A 15,274-nucleotide genomic window follows, 5' to 3' on the forward strand; every position below is an offset into this window, starting at 1 on the left:
CCGATTTCTGCATTTGAGCTGACAGATCTCCGAAGAGTCCTGCTCAGAAGCCCATCCGGCCCAGCTGCTTCGGGTCCCGCTGCCAGTCTTTGGCCACCTTGACGTGCAGGTCCAGATACACCTTGGTGCCGAGGAGCGCTTCGATGCCCTTGCGGGCGCGCGTGCCGACCTCCTTGAGCCGGCTGCCCGCCCGTCCGATGATGATGGCCTTCTGCGAGGGCCGCTCCACGAACAGGTTCACCCGCACGTCCAGAAGAGGATTGTCCTCCGAACGGCCTTCACGGGGCACGATCTCCTCCACCACCACGGCCAGGGAGTGGGGCAGCTCGTCGCGGACGCCCTCCAGGGCGGCTTCGCGGATCAGCTCGGCCACCATGACCGCTTCCGGCTCATCGGTCAGCTCACCGTCGGGGTAGAGCGGGGGCGACTTCGGCAGGTAGGAGATCAGCACGTCCTCGACGGTGGTGACCTGGAAACCGTCCTGGGCGGACACCGGCACGATGTCGCGGAATCCTTCCCCGCCCAGGACCTCCTGACCCATGGCATGGACCGAGAGCAGCTGCTGTCCGAGGTCCTCCTTACTCACCAGATCGGCCTTCGTGACGATCGCGATGACCGGTTTCCGGCCCAGCAGCGCAAGTTGCTGCGCGATGAAACGGTCTCCAGGGCCCACTGCTTCGTTGGCCGGAAGGCAGAAGCCGATCACGTCCACCTCGGACAGCGTGGCCGCCACGAGGTCGTTGAGCCGCTGGCCCAGAAGTGTCCGGGGCCGGTGCAGACCGGGGGTGTCCACCAGGACGAGCTGCGCATTCGGGCGGTGCAGGATGCCGCGGATGGTGTGCCGCGTGGTCTGCGGCTTGTTGGAGGTGATGGCGACCTTCTGGCCCACGAGGGCATTGGTCAGCGTCGACTTGCCGGCGTTGGGACGCCCCACCAGAATGGCGAATCCCGCCTGGTGGTCCTTGTCCTGCGGTGTGGGCATCAGCCCGTCAATACGTCCCGACATCAGTTCACTTCCTCCTGGGACGCTGCGGCCCCTCTTTCAGTATCGTTCGTCGCCTGGGCCAGAACATGGTGGACACGGTTCCGCCGGCCTTCGATGCTCAGCGCTTCCAGCCGCAGCCCGTGGGTGTAAGCCACGCTGCCCAGGATGGGGACCCTGCCGAGCGCCTTGGCGAGAAGGCCGCCCACGGAATCCACGTCGTCGTCCTCGATCTCCCGGTCGAAGAGCTCGCCCAGGTGGTCGATCGGCATGCGGGCGTTCACCCGGAACGTTCCCGGCGCCAGCTCCACGAATTCGGCCGCTTCGGAATCGTATTCGTCCACGATCTCCCCGACGATCTCCTCGATGAGATCCTCAAGGGTCACCAGCCCTGCGGTGCCGCCGTATTCGTCGATCACGATGGCCATGTGCACCTGCTCCGTCTGGAGTTCCTTGAGCAGTTCGGCCACCGCTTTCGACTCGGGCACGAAACGGACGGGCCGCATGATGGCCATCAGCCCGACCGAGGAATCGGGACCACGGCCGAAGAGTGCTGCGGCCACGTCCTTCAGGTAGAGGATTCCGAGCACGTCGTCGGCGCTCTCCCCCACCACCGGAACCCGGGAGTTGCCGCTGCGGAGGAAGAGGCTCATCGCCTGTTCCAGCGTCTGTTCACTGCCGATGTGGACGATGTCCGTCCGGGGAACCATGACGGCGCGCACCAGGGTGTCCTCGAGGTCGAAGACACTCTGGATCAGCTCCGCCTCGCCTTCCTCGATCAGTTCGGAATCGCTCGAGCGTTCGAAGAGTTCCCGCACTTCGGCGCTGGTCAGCGAGCCGAGTTCATCGTGCGTGTCGATGTCCGCGCTGTGAGACGAGGGCAGCACCGCGGTCCCGAAACGCTGGAGCCATTCCGGCACCGGGCCCAGGATCTGCCGCAGGAAGTGGACCAGCCACGCCGTGTACCGCACCGTGGCGGTCGGGTGGAGCCGTCCGAGGCGGCGAGGTGAGACCCCCACCAGCACGAATCCGACGATCGCCATGATGGCGGTGACGATGAGCCCCGCGAGCCACACATTGCCGATGAGCCCGGAGACCGCCAGCGTCAGGGCGACCGCACCGGCCATCTCGAACCAGACCCGCCAGAAGCGCAAGGACCGCAGATGGGCCTGCGCATCGGCGAGAACACGGTGAGCAGCATGCCGGGGACGGGATTCCGCAAGGTCGTCCAGGGCGTGCCGGGGCAGGAAGGCGAGAGCCGATTCCGCCGCGGAGAGGACAGCTCCGATGATCAGGAAGACGACCGCCAGAAGCAGCAGTACCGCCAGGGTCATTCGGTGGTCTCCAGGGGGGCGTCCTTGCCCAGGAAGGAGGAGAGGAGCTGGCGCTGAAGGCCGAACATCTCGGCCTTCTCCTCCGGCTCGGCGTGGTCGAAGCCGAGAAGGTGAAGGATCCCGTGGGTCGCCAGGAGGAGCATCTCCTCCTCGGTGCTATGCCCGGCGTTCTTCGCCTGGATCCGCGCCACCTGCGGGCAGATGGCGATGTCACCCAGCATGCCCGCGGGCGTGATCCGGCCCGGCGCGCCGGGTGTCAGCTCATCCATGGGGACGGACAGGACATCCGTGGCGCCCGGCTCATCCATCAGCTCGATGTGGAGCTTCTCCATGGTCGGCTCGTCCACGAGCAGCACCGAGAGTTCGGCTTCGGGATGGATGTAGAGCTCATCGAAGATGAACCGTGCCAGACGGACGATGTCCTCTTCGTTGGCGTCGACGCCGGATTCGTTGTTGACCTCGATGCTCATGCGGTGGCTCCTGGCTCTGCGGTGCTGTCCAGGCCTGCCGCCTGGCGGGAAGGAGTGCGACGGCGCTGCACGCCGCGCTGCTGTTCCTCGTCCCAATGGTTGTACGCGGTCACGATGTCCCCCACCAGGCGGTGGCGGACCACGTCGCTGGCGTCGAGGACGGAGAAGTTGATGTCTTCGATGCCGTCCAGGATGCCCTGGACGATCTTCAGTCCGGAAGTGGTCCCGTTGGGGAGATCCACCTGGCTCGTATCACCTGTGACCACCATCTTGGAGCCGAAGCCCAAGCGGGTCAGGAACATCTTCATCTGCTCCGGGGTCGTGTTCTGAGCCTCGTCCAGGATGATGAACGCCTCATTGAGCGTGCGCCCGCGCATGTAGGCGAGAGGCGCCACCTCGATGGTTCCGGCCGCCATGAGACGCGGGATCGACTCGGGGTCCATCATGTCGTGCAGCGCATCGAACAACGGGCGCAGATAGGGGTCGATCTTGTCGTTGAGCGTGCCCGGCAGGAAGCCGAGCCGCTCGCCCGCCTCCACGGCCGGCCGCGTCAGGATGATCCTGGTGACTTCCTTGTTCTGCAGCGCCTGAACCGCCTTGGCCATGGCCAGGTACGTCTTACCGGTGCCGGCCGGGCCCAGCCCGAACACGATCGTGTTCTGGTCGATCGCGTCGACATAGCTCTTCTGATTGAGCGTCTTCGGCCGGATGGTGCGCCCGCGGCTGCTCAGGATGTTCTGGGTCAGGACTTCGGTGGGGGTCGGCACGGTGCGCGCGCTCAGCATTCCCAGGAGCTGGACCACGAGCTCACGCGTGACCGGAGTGCCCCGCGCCGACAGCGACTTCAGTTCCAGGATCAGACGGTTCGCCAGCTGGACATTCTCGGTGGGGCCCTTGAGCGTCAGTTCGTTCCCGCGGACGTGGAACACCACGGTGGGGAAAGCCGCTTCGAGGCCGCGCAGCGTCTCGTCGTGGGCGCCCAGCGCCCGTACCATGGCCTCGCTCGTCTCGAAGAGGATGACCTCGGTCCGAGAGAGGGGCGTGCTGTGCGGAAAGTCGGTATGACCTGACAGGGCCCCCGATGGCATGGTTTCTTCGCTCATGGTGCCGGCCCTCGAGACCGGATGTCCCTTTCGTGAAAATGGTGTGGCCATGAAGTCCATGGCCTGCTGAAAGTCTACGTCAGGACGCCGGACGGTCACGGCTTGGGCACAGCGGGGTCTCAATCGGATTGCACTTCCTCCCCAGCCCCCCTCGAACGGTCCGAGCACCCCGGCGCCTGTGGCAAGGTGGAATGCGGGGCGTGCTGATCAGCAGGCCCTTTCCCGTGGGCGGACTCCGTCCCGGGACCGGCGACTCCCCGCGAACATTGGCCGATGCCCGCACGACGAGCTGATCGAGAGAGCCGACAGGAAGGAGGGGAACCATGGGCCTGTACACCGCACGACCCACCGCACGACGGCGGCACGCCGCACGCCTGCTCGCGCTTCCCCTCGCCGCTGCGCTGCTTTCCGCGTGCACCGCCACACCGTCCGGAACGGTCTCCTCCGGCTTGCCGGATCCGCAATCGCTGGCCACTTCGATCCCCGAAGTCACCGCCGCCCCGAGTGGAACGGCCGACACCGCCACCCAGGTCCAGGTCTATTGGATCGGACGCACCGGTGGCAACGCCTACCTCTTCTCCGAACCCAGCAAAGTCGGAGCCGGGGACGACCCCGTGACCGCGGCTCTCAAAGTCATGATGGCTCAGAAGCCTCAGGACCCCGATTACTTCACCGCCTGGCAGGCCCCGCACCGTCTGGCGGCGTCGATCTCCGGAGTGTCCACCATCACGGTGGACGTCAGCGCCGACGCCTTCTCCAAGAACCTCGACCCGTCCATGGCCAAGCGGGCCATGCAGCAGCTCGTCTTCACAGCGGTGTCCGCGGCCCGCGCGTCCGGGATGGTCGACTCCTCCGCGGAGCCCGACGTCGTCCTGCTGATCGACGGCCGCAATGACGTACAGGCCTTCGGCTCGATCCCACTGAACCTTTCCTTCCACCGCGACGCGGCGTTCCTCTCGCCCGTCCGTATCACGGTCCCCCAGGACGAGGCGGTCCTCAGCTCCGGCACGCTGACGTTCAGCGGCGTCGTGCTGGGAGCCCGGAAGGACGTGAGCTGGTCGGTGGTGCCTGCCGGTTCCCCCGCGGGGCAGGACGTGCTGTCGTCCTCCAGGATCACGCTGACCCCCACGGAGGACAATGTGGGGCAGTTCAAGTCACGGGTGGAGCTGCCGAAGGGCAAATTCGAGCTCACCGTCACCACCACGGTTCCGGGCGCGTCCCAGCCTGTGCAGGATTCGAAGACCATCACCATCCGCTGAGGTGCGGGATCGCCTCGCGAACCCGGGTCACCTCACCAGCGGCCGAGAACCGTGTTCGCCACCACGAGCGCGGCCGGGCCGGCCGAGGACGACCGCAGCACATGCGGTCCGAGCAGCGCCGTGCGGGCGCCGGCCGCTTCGAAGGCGGTGACCTCCGACGGCGAGATGCCGCCCTCCGGACCCACGATGAGCAGGATCTCGCCGTCGACGCCTGCCGCGTCCTCCAGGAGCGAGGACAGGGAACTGCTCGCGTCCTCATGGAGGATGAATGCGGATCCGGCCTGCGTGATCCGGCGTGCGAGGGCGGCGGAATCCACGGCGTCCCCGACCTCGGGGGTGCGGGCGCGCCGGGACTGCTTGGTGGCGGCCCGCACCACGGAACGCCACTTCGCCAGCGCCTTCGCCGCCCGGTCACCACGCCAGCGCACGATCGACCGGTCGGACTGCCACGGAATCACACCGTCGATGCCGAGCTCCGTGGCGCTCTCGATGGCCTGCTCGTCCCGGTCACCCTTCGCCAGGGCCTGCACCAGGACCAGACGGGGCGCAGGGGCGGTCTCGCGGACGACGTCGAGGGCCCGGACCACCAGTTCCCCGTCGCCGGACGATTCGACGGTCCCGATCACGCGGGTCCCCTGCTCGTCCACCAGGTCCACGCCCTCCCCCGGAGAAAGCCTCTTGACCGTGACGGCGTGCCGGGCCTCGGCGCCGTCGAGCACGACGAGCCCGGACGGCTCGACGTGGTCGAGGGAACCGGCGGGAGCGAAGAAGACCGGGTTACTCATGGCTCAGAGGTTGCCGAACTTGTCGCGGAGCTTGGCGAACATCCCACCGGTGCTGGCGAGCTTGCCCTCGGTGAACTCCTCGTCACGCAGACCCGCGAGCTTCCTCAGGAGTTCCTCCTGCTCGGCGTCGAGCCTCGTGGGGGTCTCCACCTGGATGCGGACCTTGAGGTCGCCGCGGCCGTAGCCGCGCAAGTGGGTGACACCCAGTTCGTGGAGCGTGATGACCTCGCCGGACTGGGTGCCCGGCTTGATGCTGATGGTCTGGGGACCGTCGAAGGTCTCCAGTTCGACGTCGGTGCCCAGGGCGGCCGCGGTCATGGGAACCTTCAGCGCGGCCTGCAGATCGTCGCCGTCACGCGTGTAGGTCTTGTCAGGGTTGACCTTCACCTGGACGTACAGGTCACCGGACGGGCCGCCGGCGATGCCGGCTTCCCCGTGCCCGGAGAGCTGGATCCGGGTTCCGGTGCTCACACCGGCGGGGATCTTGATGGAAAGGGAGCGGTGCGAGCGGACACGGCCCTGGCCGTTGCACTCGTTGCAGGGGTCCTTGATGACCGTGCCGAACCCCTGGCAGCTGGGGCACGTGGCGGCGGTCATGACCTGACCCAGAATGGACCGGACCGGGCGCTGGACCTGGCCGGCGCCGTGGCAGATGTCGCAGCGCTCCGGGCTGGTGCCCGGCTGGCAGCAGCTTCCGTCGCAGGTCTCGCAGACCACGGCCGTCTCCAGTTCAAGCGTCTTCTCGACGCCGAAGACCGCGTCCTTGAGGTCGATGCGGACCTCGACCAGCGCATCCTGGCCGCGCCGGACCCGGGAGGCCGGACCCGGAGCACCGCCGCCGCCACTGAAAAAGGTGTCGAAGATGTCCTGGAAGGCGAAGCCCGAACCGGAGTACCCACCGAACCCGTTGTCGGTGCCGTTCTCGTTGCCCGTGGTGTCGTAGACCCGGCGCTTCTCGGGATCCGAGAGGACCTCGTAGGCGTGCGTCACAGCCTTGAACTGCTCGGCGGCGTCCTCCCCGGGGTTCACATCCGGGTGCAGGGTCCGCGCGAGCTTGCGGTAGGCCTTCTTGATCTCCTCACCGCTGGCGTCGCGCGGGACTCCGAGGACTTCATAGTGACTGCTCACGTGTGTGTACTTCTCTTCCTCTGTTGGGTGAAATGCAGTGGCGTCAGGTGACCGGTGAGGTCACCCCGCCAGAATCCGTGAAAGGTAGCGTGCGACGGCGCGCACGGCCGCCATGGAGGACGGGTAGTCCATGCGGGTGGGGCCGAGGACGCCCACCTTCGAGGCGGCGCCCTTGCCGTAGCCGGTGGCCACCACGGAGGTGCCCGCGAGCTCGTCGAACGGGTTCTCGCGTCCGATGCTGATGGCCACACCGTGCTGGTCGTGGTGCATCTCGGTGAGGAGCCTCAGCATGACCACCTGCTCCTCCAGGGCCTCCAGCACCGGTCCGATGCTCAGGGGGAAATCCATGGTGGCGCGGGCCAGGTTCGCCGTTCCGGCCAGCACGATCCGGTCCTCCGCACTGGAGTCCAGGAGCGACAGCAGGGCGGCGGCGAGGGCCGCCGCCGGCCGCTGCAGCCCGGGGGCCGCCGTCGCGGTCAGGACCGGGACGGTCTCGCGCAGGGTGTCGAGCGGCTGATTCGCACACGCGGCAAGGAACATCGTGCGCAAGGTCACGACATCCGCCTCGTCCAGGATCTGCCCGAGGTCCACGACGCGCTGGTCGACCGATCCCGTGTCCGTGATGAGCACCAGCAGCACCTGTGCGCCGCCCAGGGCCACGACCTCCAGGTGACGCAGGCCTGCCTGGCTGGCCTTCGGGTACTGCACGACCGCCACCTGGCGGGTCAGCTGGGACAGGAGCCGCGCCGAACGCTCCAGCACATCGTCCAGGTCGGTGGCGCTGTCCAGGAAGGAATGGATGGCGCGGCGTTCCGCGGCCGAGAGAGGCTTGACCGAGGCGAGCTGGTCCACGAAGAGCCGGTAGCCCTTGTCCGTGGGGATACGGCCCGCGCTCGTGTGAGGAGCCGCGATCAGCCCCTCCTCCTCCAGCGCGGCCATGTCATTGCGGATCGTCGCGCTGGACACGCCCAACTGATGACGCTCCACCAGGACCTTCGAACCCACCGGCTCCCGGAAGTGGACGTAGTCCTCCACAATGGCGCGCAGGACTTCGAGACGACGAGGATCACTCACTCTGCCACCTCCACATGCTCTTGCCCTTCGGCGTTTCTCTTAGCACTCTACCTCTCTAAGTGCTAATTCTAGTATGCCTGCCCCGGACCCGGGACATCGCCAGGCGGAGAACAGCAGGAGGCTTCATGTCCATCCATTCCTGGGGACCTCAGGACCTCAGCGCACCTGCTCAGAAGCAGCTGCGCGAGGTGCCCGTGGAACGCGGCATGGTGCTGGAGGACGTCCAGACCGGCTGGGTCGGGGCGGTGACCCGCGTGGAGAAGTCCGGCGGCATGCACATCCTCAGCCTCGAGGACCGGCGCGGTAAGGAACGCTCCTTCCAGCTCGGCTTCGGCTTCCTGCTGGACGGCGAAGCGGTCAAGATCGTGCCGCCACGAGCGGCCCCCGCCACCGAGCAGGGCCCGAGGCGCACCGCCAGCGGATCGATCCACGTGGACACCAAGGCACGGACCGCTCTGGCCAGCCGGATCTGGGTGGAAGGCAAGCACGACGCCGAACTCGTGGAGCGCGTCTGGGGTGACGATCTGCGCGTGGAGGGGATCGTCGTCGAGCCTCTGCACGGTATCGACGACCTCGAGGCGGCCGTGGCGGCCTTCGGACCCGGGCCCGGCCGGAAGCTCGGCATCCTGGTGGACCATCTGGTTCCCGGCTCCAAAGAGCAGCGGATCGTGGACGCGCTGATGCGCAAGCCCGGCGTCGGCGGCAACGTGCTGGTGGTGGGTCATCCCTATGTCGACGTGTGGCAGGCCATCAAACCCCAGACCCTCGGAATCCCCGCCTGGCCACGGATTCCCCGCGGCATGGACTGGAAGACCGGCATTCTGCAATCGTTCGGCTGGCCACACGCCACGGCGGAGGACATCGGCCTCGGGTGGCAGAAGCTGCTCTCCACGGTCCGCAGCTACGCCGACCTCGAACCGAGCCTGCTGGGACGCGTCGAAGAGGTCATCGATTTCCTCACGGCGTGACCTCCCAGCCACTATGCTGAGTAAGGAACGCCGTCATGGGCAGCGCCCGTGATCCGGAACTATCTCAGGAGTAACAGCTGTGTCTGACGCATCTGGACCGAAGCCCCAGGGTGCACCCACCCCGGGCGATCAGCCGCGAGGTGCCGCAGGCATGAACGGCGGTCCGGCCCAGAACAGCGGTGATCAGGTGCCCGGCGATCATCCTTACACGGGCGCCAGCGCCGTCCCGGAGCCGCTGAGCTCCAGCGAGGACCGGCAGTGGGCCATGCTGGCCCATTTCGGCGGAATCCTCGGGTTCATCCCGTCGCTCCTGATCTACCTGATCTTCAAGGACCGTGGGCCGTTCACCGCCCAGGAGGCCAAGGAAGCCCTGAACTTCACCCTGCCGCCGACCCTGGTGGCGGTGGTGGCGAACATCCTCAGCCTCATCCCCTGGATCGGCGGGATCTTCGCGGTGATCGCGGCGCTCATCTGGATCGCGCTGACGGTCTTCTCCGTGATCGCCGGCGTTCACGTCAACCGTGGCCAGCCGTATCGCTACAAGTACAACCTGCGGCTCATCAAATAGCCGGAAGGCGGAACCCCGGAAGGGGTCCCGCCTTTTTTCATGCCCTGATAGCGGTCCAGCCAGGGAGGGCCGGATCAGTCCGGAAGCAGACGGCGCACGACGGCGTCTGCCAGGAGCCGGCCACGCAGACTCAGGCGCACGGTGCCACGGAAGGCGGCCTGCGGGTCGATGAGCCCGTCCGCGATCAGACCCGCGACGGCGGTGCGCCCCTCCGCGTGGAGCGCGGAGGTCGGCAGCCCCTCGGCCAGCCTCACGCGCAAGAGGACATCCTCGAGGTAGCGGGTGCCGCCGTCGAGCACTTCCTTGCCCGCGGCCGGGGACACGCCGTCCCCCAGTCGCTGCGCATAGGCACGGGGGTGCTTGACGTTCCACCACCGGACCCCGCCGACGTGTGAGTGGGCACCGGGGCCGATCCCCCACCAATCGTCACCCCGCCAATAGGCGAGATTGTGGCGGCATTCCTGGCCCGGTTCGCGGGCCCAGTTGCTGACCTCGTACCAGTCGAAGCCGGCGGCGGCGAGCCGCTGTTCGGCCAGTTCGTACTTGTCAGCGTGGTCATCGTCGTCCACATCCGGAACCTCGCCGCGCCGGATCTGTGCCGCGAGCTTGGTCCCGTCCTCGATGATGAGGGCGTAGGCGCTCAGGTGGTCGGGCTCGCAGGCCAGGGCGGCGTCCAGTGACTGCTCCCAATCGGCCAGCGACTCCCCCGGGGTTCCATAGATCAGATCCAGGCTCACGTTCAGCCCGGCGTCGCGCGCCCATTCCACGACCTGAGGCACCCGCTCCGGACGGTGCACCCGGTCGAGCGTTTTGAGGACGTGCGGGACGGCTGACTGCATGCCGAAGGAGACCCGGGTGAAGCCGGCCTCCGCCAGGCGGGCGAGGGATTCCGCGGTCACGGTCTCCGGGTTGGCCTCGGTGGTGACTTCGGCGCCGGGCTCAAGGCCCCAGAGGTCGCGGGCACGGCCCAGCAGAGCACCGAGTTCATCAGGATTCAGCAGGGTCGGCGTGCCGCCCCCGAAGAAGACCGTGGACACGGGACGGGCGGGGACGCCGGACCGTTCCAGGACGTCGGCGGCGAAATCCAGCTCGGACAGCGCGGTGCCGGCGTACTCATCCTGGCTCGCGCCGCCGCCGAGTTCCGTGGCCGTGTAGGTGTTGAAGTCGCAGTAGCCGCAGCGGACCGTGCAGTACGGGACGTGGATGTACAGGCTGAAGGCACGCTCCTGCGCGCCCTCCCGGGCCTGAGGATCCAGGAGCCCGTCCGCAGGAGCCGGGTCACCGAGAGGGAGCGCACTGGGCATGGGTTACTTCTTGGCCTTGTCCTTGCCGTTGCCTTCGTCATTGCTCAGCGCAGCGATGAAGGCTTCCTGCGGGACCTCGACGCGGCCCACCATCTTCATGCGCTTCTTGCCTTCCTTCTGCTTCTCCAGCAGCTTGCGCTTACGGCTGATGTCGCCGCCGTAGCACTTGGCGAGAACGTCCTTGCGGATGGCGCGGATGTTCTCACGGGCGATGATGCGGGCGCCGATGGCTGCCTGGATGGGGACCTCGAACTGCTGGCGGGGAATGAGCTCCCGCAGCTTGGAGGTCATCATGACGCCGTACGAGTAGGCCTTCTCGCGGTGGGTGATCGCGCTGAACGCGTCCACCGTCTCGCCCTGGAGCATGATGTCCACCTTGACCAGGTCGGCGACCTGGTCGCCGTCGGCCTTCCAGTCCAGCGAACCGTAGCCGCGGGTCTTCGACTTCAGCGTGTCGAAGAAGTCGAAGACGATCTCCGCCAGCGGGAGCCGGTAGCGGATCTCGACACGGTCCTCCGAGAGATAGTCCATTCCGCCCAGGATGCCTCGGCGGGACTGGCACAGCTCCATGATTGCTCCGACGAATTCGTTCGGCGCCAGAATGGTGGCGGAGACCATCGGCTCACGCACCTCGGCGACCTTCCCAACGGGGTACTCGCTCGGGTTGGTGACGTGGACGACCTTCTTGTCCTCCAGGGTCACCTCGTACTCCACGTTCGGAGCGGTGGAGATCAGGTCCAGCTTGTATTCGCGTTCCAGGCGTTCGCGGGTGATCTCCAGGTGCAGCAGACCGAGGAAGCCCACACGGAAGCCGAAGCCCAGGGCCGCGGAGGTCTCCGGCTCGTAGACCAGCGCCGCGTCGTTGAGCATCAGCTTCTCCAGCGCGTCGCGGAGCACCGGGTAGTCCGTGCCGTCCAGCGGGTAGAGGCCGGAGAAGACCATGGGCTTGGCGTCCTCATACCCTCCGAGCGACACCGCCGCCGGCTTGTGCAGCGTGGTGACGGTGTCACCGACCTTGGACTGGCGGACGTCCTTCACGCCGGTGATGAGGTATCCCACCTCACCGACGCCCAGGCCCTTGGACGGCACCGGCTCGGGCGAGCTCACACCGATCTCGAGGAGTTCATGGCTCGCCTTGGTGGACATCATCTGGATGCGCTCGCGCGGCGTCAGCTTGCCGTCGACCACGCGGACGTAGGTGACCACGCCGCGGTACGTGTCGTAGACCGAGTCGAAGATCATGGCACGGGCGGGAGCCGTCGGATCGCCGACCGGCGCAGGCAGGTCCTGCACGATCTTGTCCAGCAGGCCCTCGACGCCGACGCCGGTCTTGCCGGAGACCATCAGCACGTCCTCGGGCTTGCCGCCGATGAGGTTGGCCAGTTCTGCCGCGTACTTCTCCGGCTGGGCGGCCGGCAGATCGATCTTGTTGAGCACGGGGATGATCGTCAGATCGTTCTCCATGGCCAGGTAGAGGTTGGCCAGCGTCTGGGCTTCGATGCCCTGCGCGGCGTCCACCAGCAGCACGGCGCCTTCGCAGGCGGCCAGCGAACGGGAGACCTCGTAGGTGAAGTCCACGTGGCCCGGGGTGTCGATCATGTTCAGCGCGTAGCTGGTGCCGTCGAATTCCCAGGGCATGCGGACCGCCTGGGACTTGATCGTGATGCCACGCTCGCGCTCGATGTCCATGCGGTCCAGATACTGGGCCTTCATGTCCCGGGGCTGAACCACGCCGGTCAGCTGCAGCATGCGGTCGGCCAGGGTCGACTTGCCGTGATCGATGTGCGCGATGATGCAGAAGTTGCGGATCACGGCCGGATCAGTGGCGGCGGGCACCGGTGCAGTGCGGGCCATGGGAGACACTCAGGAGTCCTTACTGTTGCCTTCGGTCGGTCCTGCCGCAGGGCTGTGGCTCGAGGCCGGCACGCGGAACACAGGACCAAGGGGTCAGATCCACCATTGTCCCACGTTTCAGGCCACTTCTCCTCACTGACGCTCTTCGCCGACGGCGCCGCGCGTCCGGCCCGCCCGTGGGTGCTCCGTGAGTACTCTGGGACCTGTGGCAACCCTGTTCTCACGCATCCTCCGGCTCCTCGGGGCCAAGCCCCGCCGTAACGCCCAGAAGCCCCGCCCGGCTGCCGGCGGGTACCCGGGCGACTACACCGGCGTCGTGGCCGTGCGCTATGCACCTCACGCCGACGGGCGGCCCGATCCTGGAGAGATCGTCTGGACCTGGGTGCCCTATGAAGAGGACCACCGTCAGGGGAAGGACCGCCCGGTGCTTCTGGTGGGAGAAGACGGCCCCTGGCTCCTGGCGCTCATGCTGACGTCCAAGGACCGGAACAACGGCCGGCGCCTGGACTCCGCCTACGTCGACGTCGGCACGGGCACCTGGGATCGTGAGGGACGGCCCAGCGAAGTCAAGGTCAACCGCGTGGTGCGGGTCGACCCCGGGGCGATCCGCCGGGAAGGAGCGGTCCTCGACCGGCGCCGCTTCACCCAGGTGGCCGAGGGCCTGCGGCGCGCCGGGCATTGACGGTCCCAGCCGCCCGGACCTGCCCCGGACCTTTCTCGGCGGCGAGCCCTCTTTGGTCAATCAGGCGGGGTCTCTGCTAAAATCATTTGCTGTGTGTCCGCACAGGTCGACGGACACTGATGATTGGCTGCCATAGGTATCCCCACGCTGCTCAGTCAATGGCCAATCTGACGCCCTCTAGACCCATCCGTCATTACAAGAGAGTTCACTAAGTGGCTAACATCAAGTCTCAGAAGAAGCGCATCCTCACCAACGAGAAGGCTCGCCAGCGCAACGTCGCTGTCAAGTCTGAGCTCAAGACCCTCATCAAGACCGTCAACGAGGCGGTTGAGGCTGGTAACAAGGATGCCGCTGAGTCCGCCGTCAAGGCGGCCAGCCGTAAGCTGGACAAGGCTGTCAGCAAGGGCGTCATTCACAAGAACAACGCTGCCAACCGCAAGTCCGCGATCAACAAGAAGGTCAGCGCTCTCTAAGAGAACCGCTGCGGCCGGTCGCTGACGCGCCAGGCTGACATACCGCACTTGCTTCGGAGTGGCCGGTCCCCCAGGGACCGGCCACTCTTGCGTTAAGGGCCGGCAGGCTGTGAGTTGGCGCGGAGATGGCATCGGGAACCACGCCGTGCGCACGGCGTGGCCGAGGCTCTCCGGAGAGCCGGACAAGGCCACCTCCGGAGAGCGGCCGCAGACGGGATTCGTCCCTCAGCGGCTCCTGACGGATGACGCGACGAGGTGCACCACCCGTTCCACGGCGTACACGGGATCCCGGGACAGGCCCTTCACCTGGGCGTCGGCTTCGGCCACCGCCCGGACACAGAGACGCAGCTGTTCCGGGGTCCATCGGCGGACGTCCCGCTGTGCCTGTTCCACGAGCCACGGCTGCATGCCGAGATCGCGCGCCACCTGAGCGGCGGAGCCACGGCTGCCGGCCACCCGGGCGAGCGTCCTCAGCTTGGCCGCCAGCGCCGCGACGAGCGGCACCGGGTCGGCGCCTGAATCCAGGGCGTAGCGAAGGGTGGCCAGCGCGCTGGCGGCGTCGCCGTCGAGGGCCGCATCGGCGACCTTGAAGGAGGTCGCCTCGATCCGGCCACCGTAGTACTTCTCCACATCGTCCGCGGTGACGGTCCCTGTGGTGTCCTCGATGAGCTGCACGCAGGCGGCGGCGAGCTCGGCGGTCTGTGACCCGACCGCATTGACCAGTGCGACGACCGCCGGTCCCTCGATCCGCCGGCTGGCCGCGCGGAATTCGGAGGTGACGAAGGCGTTCTTGTCCGTGTCACGCTTGAGCGGCTGGCAGTCCACCACAGGCCAGCGGGACTTGAGGGCGTCCAGAAGCTTCTTTCCGCGGTTGCCGCCGCCATGGCGGAGCACGACGACGGCGTCTTCCGCACCGGAAGCGCTCAGGTCCAGGGCGTCGGTCAGGAAGGCATCGTTCATGGCTTCCAGCCGGGACACCTCGATGAGCTTGAATTCCCCGAAGAGCGACGGGCTGCACGCCATCAGGAGCGCGCCGGGCTGGTATTCGGACGCGTCGAAACTGGTCAGTTCGAGGTCGGGGTGCACCTGCCGGAGCTGGCTGCGCAGCAGGTCACGGGCCCGCTGGGCGAAATACTCTTCGGGGCCGGAGAGGAGAATCAACGGCGCGGGCTGAATGTCGCGCCAGTTCAAAGCGGTGGATGCGGCGGCCTTCGCCATCGAGGTGGTCTCCCTGCTGTTTCGGCTTGTCGGCTCCTCAGCATCGTATCGCGATCAGAGGTGGCGGAGCTC

General features: G+C 67.1%; 15 protein-coding genes. 5 read left to right on the top strand and 10 right to left on the bottom strand.

The features are described from left to right. Positions 1-43: 43 nt before the first annotated feature. From era to AB4Y75_RS07245, 4 genes are read right to left on the bottom strand one after another with little or no spacing between them, the layout of a single operon-like run. Complete coding sequence (era, locus tag AB4Y75_RS07230) at positions 44-1,006, bottom strand: GTPase Era (protein ID WP_441435163.1); 963 nt, start codon at positions 1,004-1,006, stop codon at positions 44-46. Continuing rightward, entirely contained in the window at positions 1,006-2,316 is a 1,311-nt protein-coding gene (locus tag AB4Y75_RS07235; protein WP_441435164.1) for a hemolysin family protein, read from the bottom strand. Before AB4Y75_RS07235 ends, era begins: the two co-directional genes overlap by 1 nt. Continuing rightward, a complete protein-coding gene (ybeY, locus tag AB4Y75_RS07240) occupies positions 2,313-2,786 on the bottom strand; it encodes an rRNA maturation RNase YbeY (RefSeq protein ID WP_441435165.1) in 474 nt (157 codons plus the stop codon). The genes AB4Y75_RS07235 and ybeY overlap by 4 nt, the downstream gene beginning before the upstream one ends. Beyond that, the gene (locus AB4Y75_RS07245; protein WP_441435166.1) at positions 2,783-3,889 is read right to left on the bottom strand and encodes a PhoH family protein; all 1,107 of its coding nucleotides are present in this window, start codon (positions 3,887-3,889) and stop codon (positions 2,783-2,785) included. Before AB4Y75_RS07245 ends, ybeY begins: the two co-directional genes overlap by 4 nt. Before the next feature lie 323 nt (positions 3,890-4,212). Here AB4Y75_RS07245 and AB4Y75_RS07250 point away from each other — a divergent pair, with 323 nt between their 5' ends. Continuing rightward, positions 4,213-5,148 carry a GerMN domain-containing protein gene (locus tag AB4Y75_RS07250; protein ID WP_441435167.1) on the top strand — a complete coding sequence of 312 codons (936 nt, stop codon included), beginning with the start codon at positions 4,213-4,215 and terminating at the stop codon, positions 5,146-5,148. Positions 5,149-5,180: 32 nt separating this feature from the next. Here the strand turns inward: AB4Y75_RS07250 and AB4Y75_RS07255 are convergent, their stop codons facing one another. From AB4Y75_RS07255 to hrcA, 3 genes are read right to left on the bottom strand one after another with little or no spacing between them, the layout of a single operon-like run. Next, entirely contained in the window at positions 5,181-5,933 is a 753-nt protein-coding gene (locus AB4Y75_RS07255) for a 16S rRNA (uracil(1498)-N(3))-methyltransferase (RefSeq protein WP_441435168.1), read from the bottom strand. Between the two features lie 3 nt (positions 5,934-5,936). Beyond that, positions 5,937-7,061, bottom strand: a complete 1,125-nt coding sequence (gene dnaJ, locus AB4Y75_RS07260) for a molecular chaperone DnaJ (RefSeq protein ID WP_441435169.1) — start codon at positions 7,059-7,061, stop codon at positions 5,937-5,939. Positions 7,062-7,121: 60 nt separating this feature from the next. Beyond that, a complete protein-coding gene (gene hrcA / locus AB4Y75_RS07265; RefSeq protein ID WP_441435170.1) occupies positions 7,122-8,135 on the bottom strand; it encodes a heat-inducible transcriptional repressor HrcA in 1,014 nt (337 codons plus the stop codon). Positions 8,136-8,260: 125 nt separating this feature from the next. Here hrcA and AB4Y75_RS07270 point away from each other — a divergent pair, with 125 nt between their 5' ends. Together AB4Y75_RS07270 and AB4Y75_RS07275 are read left to right on the top strand one after the other, a co-directional pair. Next, positions 8,261-9,103, top strand: coding sequence for a DUF3097 domain-containing protein (locus AB4Y75_RS07270; RefSeq protein ID WP_441435171.1), 843 nt, complete (start codon positions 8,261-8,263; stop codon positions 9,101-9,103). A gap of 151 nt (positions 9,104-9,254) precedes the next feature. Then, on the top strand, positions 9,255-9,671 hold the full coding sequence (locus AB4Y75_RS07275; RefSeq protein WP_441435277.1) for a DUF4870 domain-containing protein: 417 nt from the start codon (positions 9,255-9,257) through the stop codon (positions 9,669-9,671). A 74-nt stretch (positions 9,672-9,745) separates the two neighbouring features. Here AB4Y75_RS07275 and hemW read toward each other — a convergent pair whose 3' ends face one another. Then, the gene (gene hemW / locus AB4Y75_RS07280; protein WP_441435172.1) at positions 9,746-10,975 is read right to left on the bottom strand and encodes a radical SAM family heme chaperone HemW; all 1,230 of its coding nucleotides are present in this window, start codon (positions 10,973-10,975) and stop codon (positions 9,746-9,748) included. A gap of 3 nt (positions 10,976-10,978) precedes the next feature. After that, positions 10,979-12,838: a translation elongation factor 4 gene (gene lepA / locus AB4Y75_RS07285; RefSeq protein ID WP_441435173.1), complete on the bottom strand. Its 1,860-nt coding sequence runs from the start codon at positions 12,836-12,838 to the stop codon at positions 10,979-10,981. Positions 12,839-13,034: 196 nt separating this feature from the next. Between lepA and AB4Y75_RS07290 the strand changes: the two genes are divergently transcribed. Together AB4Y75_RS07290 and rpsT are read left to right on the top strand one after the other, a co-directional pair. Beyond that, on the top strand, positions 13,035-13,511 hold the full coding sequence (locus AB4Y75_RS07290) for a type II toxin-antitoxin system PemK/MazF family toxin (RefSeq protein WP_441435174.1): 477 nt from the start codon (positions 13,035-13,037) through the stop codon (positions 13,509-13,511). Between the two features lie 212 nt (positions 13,512-13,723). Beyond that, on the top strand, positions 13,724-13,984 hold the full coding sequence (gene rpsT, locus AB4Y75_RS07295) for a 30S ribosomal protein S20 (protein ID WP_307496850.1): 261 nt from the start codon (positions 13,724-13,726) through the stop codon (positions 13,982-13,984). 225 nt (positions 13,985-14,209) lie between these two features. Here rpsT and holA read toward each other — a convergent pair whose 3' ends face one another. Further along, positions 14,210-15,202: a DNA polymerase III subunit delta gene (gene holA / locus AB4Y75_RS07300; RefSeq protein ID WP_441435175.1), complete on the bottom strand. Its 993-nt coding sequence runs from the start codon at positions 15,200-15,202 to the stop codon at positions 14,210-14,212. Positions 15,203-15,274: the final 72 nt, after the last annotated feature.

The sequence above is a fragment of the Arthrobacter sp. RAF14 genome (assembly GCF_052114185.1).
GTDB lineage: Bacteria > Actinomycetota > Actinomycetes > Actinomycetales > Micrococcaceae > Arthrobacter_E.

Excerpts from the sequence above, each read along its gene's own strand:
- era (WP_441435163.1), bottom strand. The coding sequence starts at position 1,006 with ATGTCGGGACGTATTGACGGGCTGATGCCCACACCGCAGGACAAGGAC.
- AB4Y75_RS07235 (WP_441435164.1), bottom strand. The coding sequence starts at position 2,316 with ATGACCCTGGCGGTACTGCTGCTTCTGGCGGTCGTCTTCCTGATCATC.
- ybeY (WP_441435165.1), bottom strand. The coding sequence starts at position 2,786 with ATGAGCATCGAGGTCAACAACGAATCCGGCGTCGACGCCAACGAAGAG.
- AB4Y75_RS07245 (WP_441435166.1), bottom strand. The coding sequence starts at position 3,889 with ATGAGCGAAGAAACCATGCCATCGGGGGCCCTGTCAGGTCATACCGAC.
- AB4Y75_RS07250 (WP_441435167.1), top strand. The coding sequence starts at position 4,213 with ATGGGCCTGTACACCGCACGACCCACCGCACGACGGCGGCACGCCGCA.
- AB4Y75_RS07255 (WP_441435168.1), bottom strand. The coding sequence starts at position 5,933 with ATGAGTAACCCGGTCTTCTTCGCTCCCGCCGGTTCCCTCGACCACGTC.
- AB4Y75_RS07270 (WP_441435171.1), top strand. The coding sequence starts at position 8,261 with ATGTCCATCCATTCCTGGGGACCTCAGGACCTCAGCGCACCTGCTCAG.
- AB4Y75_RS07275 (WP_441435277.1), top strand. The coding sequence starts at position 9,255 with ATGAACGGCGGTCCGGCCCAGAACAGCGGTGATCAGGTGCCCGGCGAT.
- hemW (WP_441435172.1), bottom strand. The coding sequence starts at position 10,975 with ATGCCCAGTGCGCTCCCTCTCGGTGACCCGGCTCCTGCGGACGGGCTC.
- holA (WP_441435175.1), bottom strand. The coding sequence starts at position 15,202 with ATGGCGAAGGCCGCCGCATCCACCGCTTTGAACTGGCGCGACATTCAG.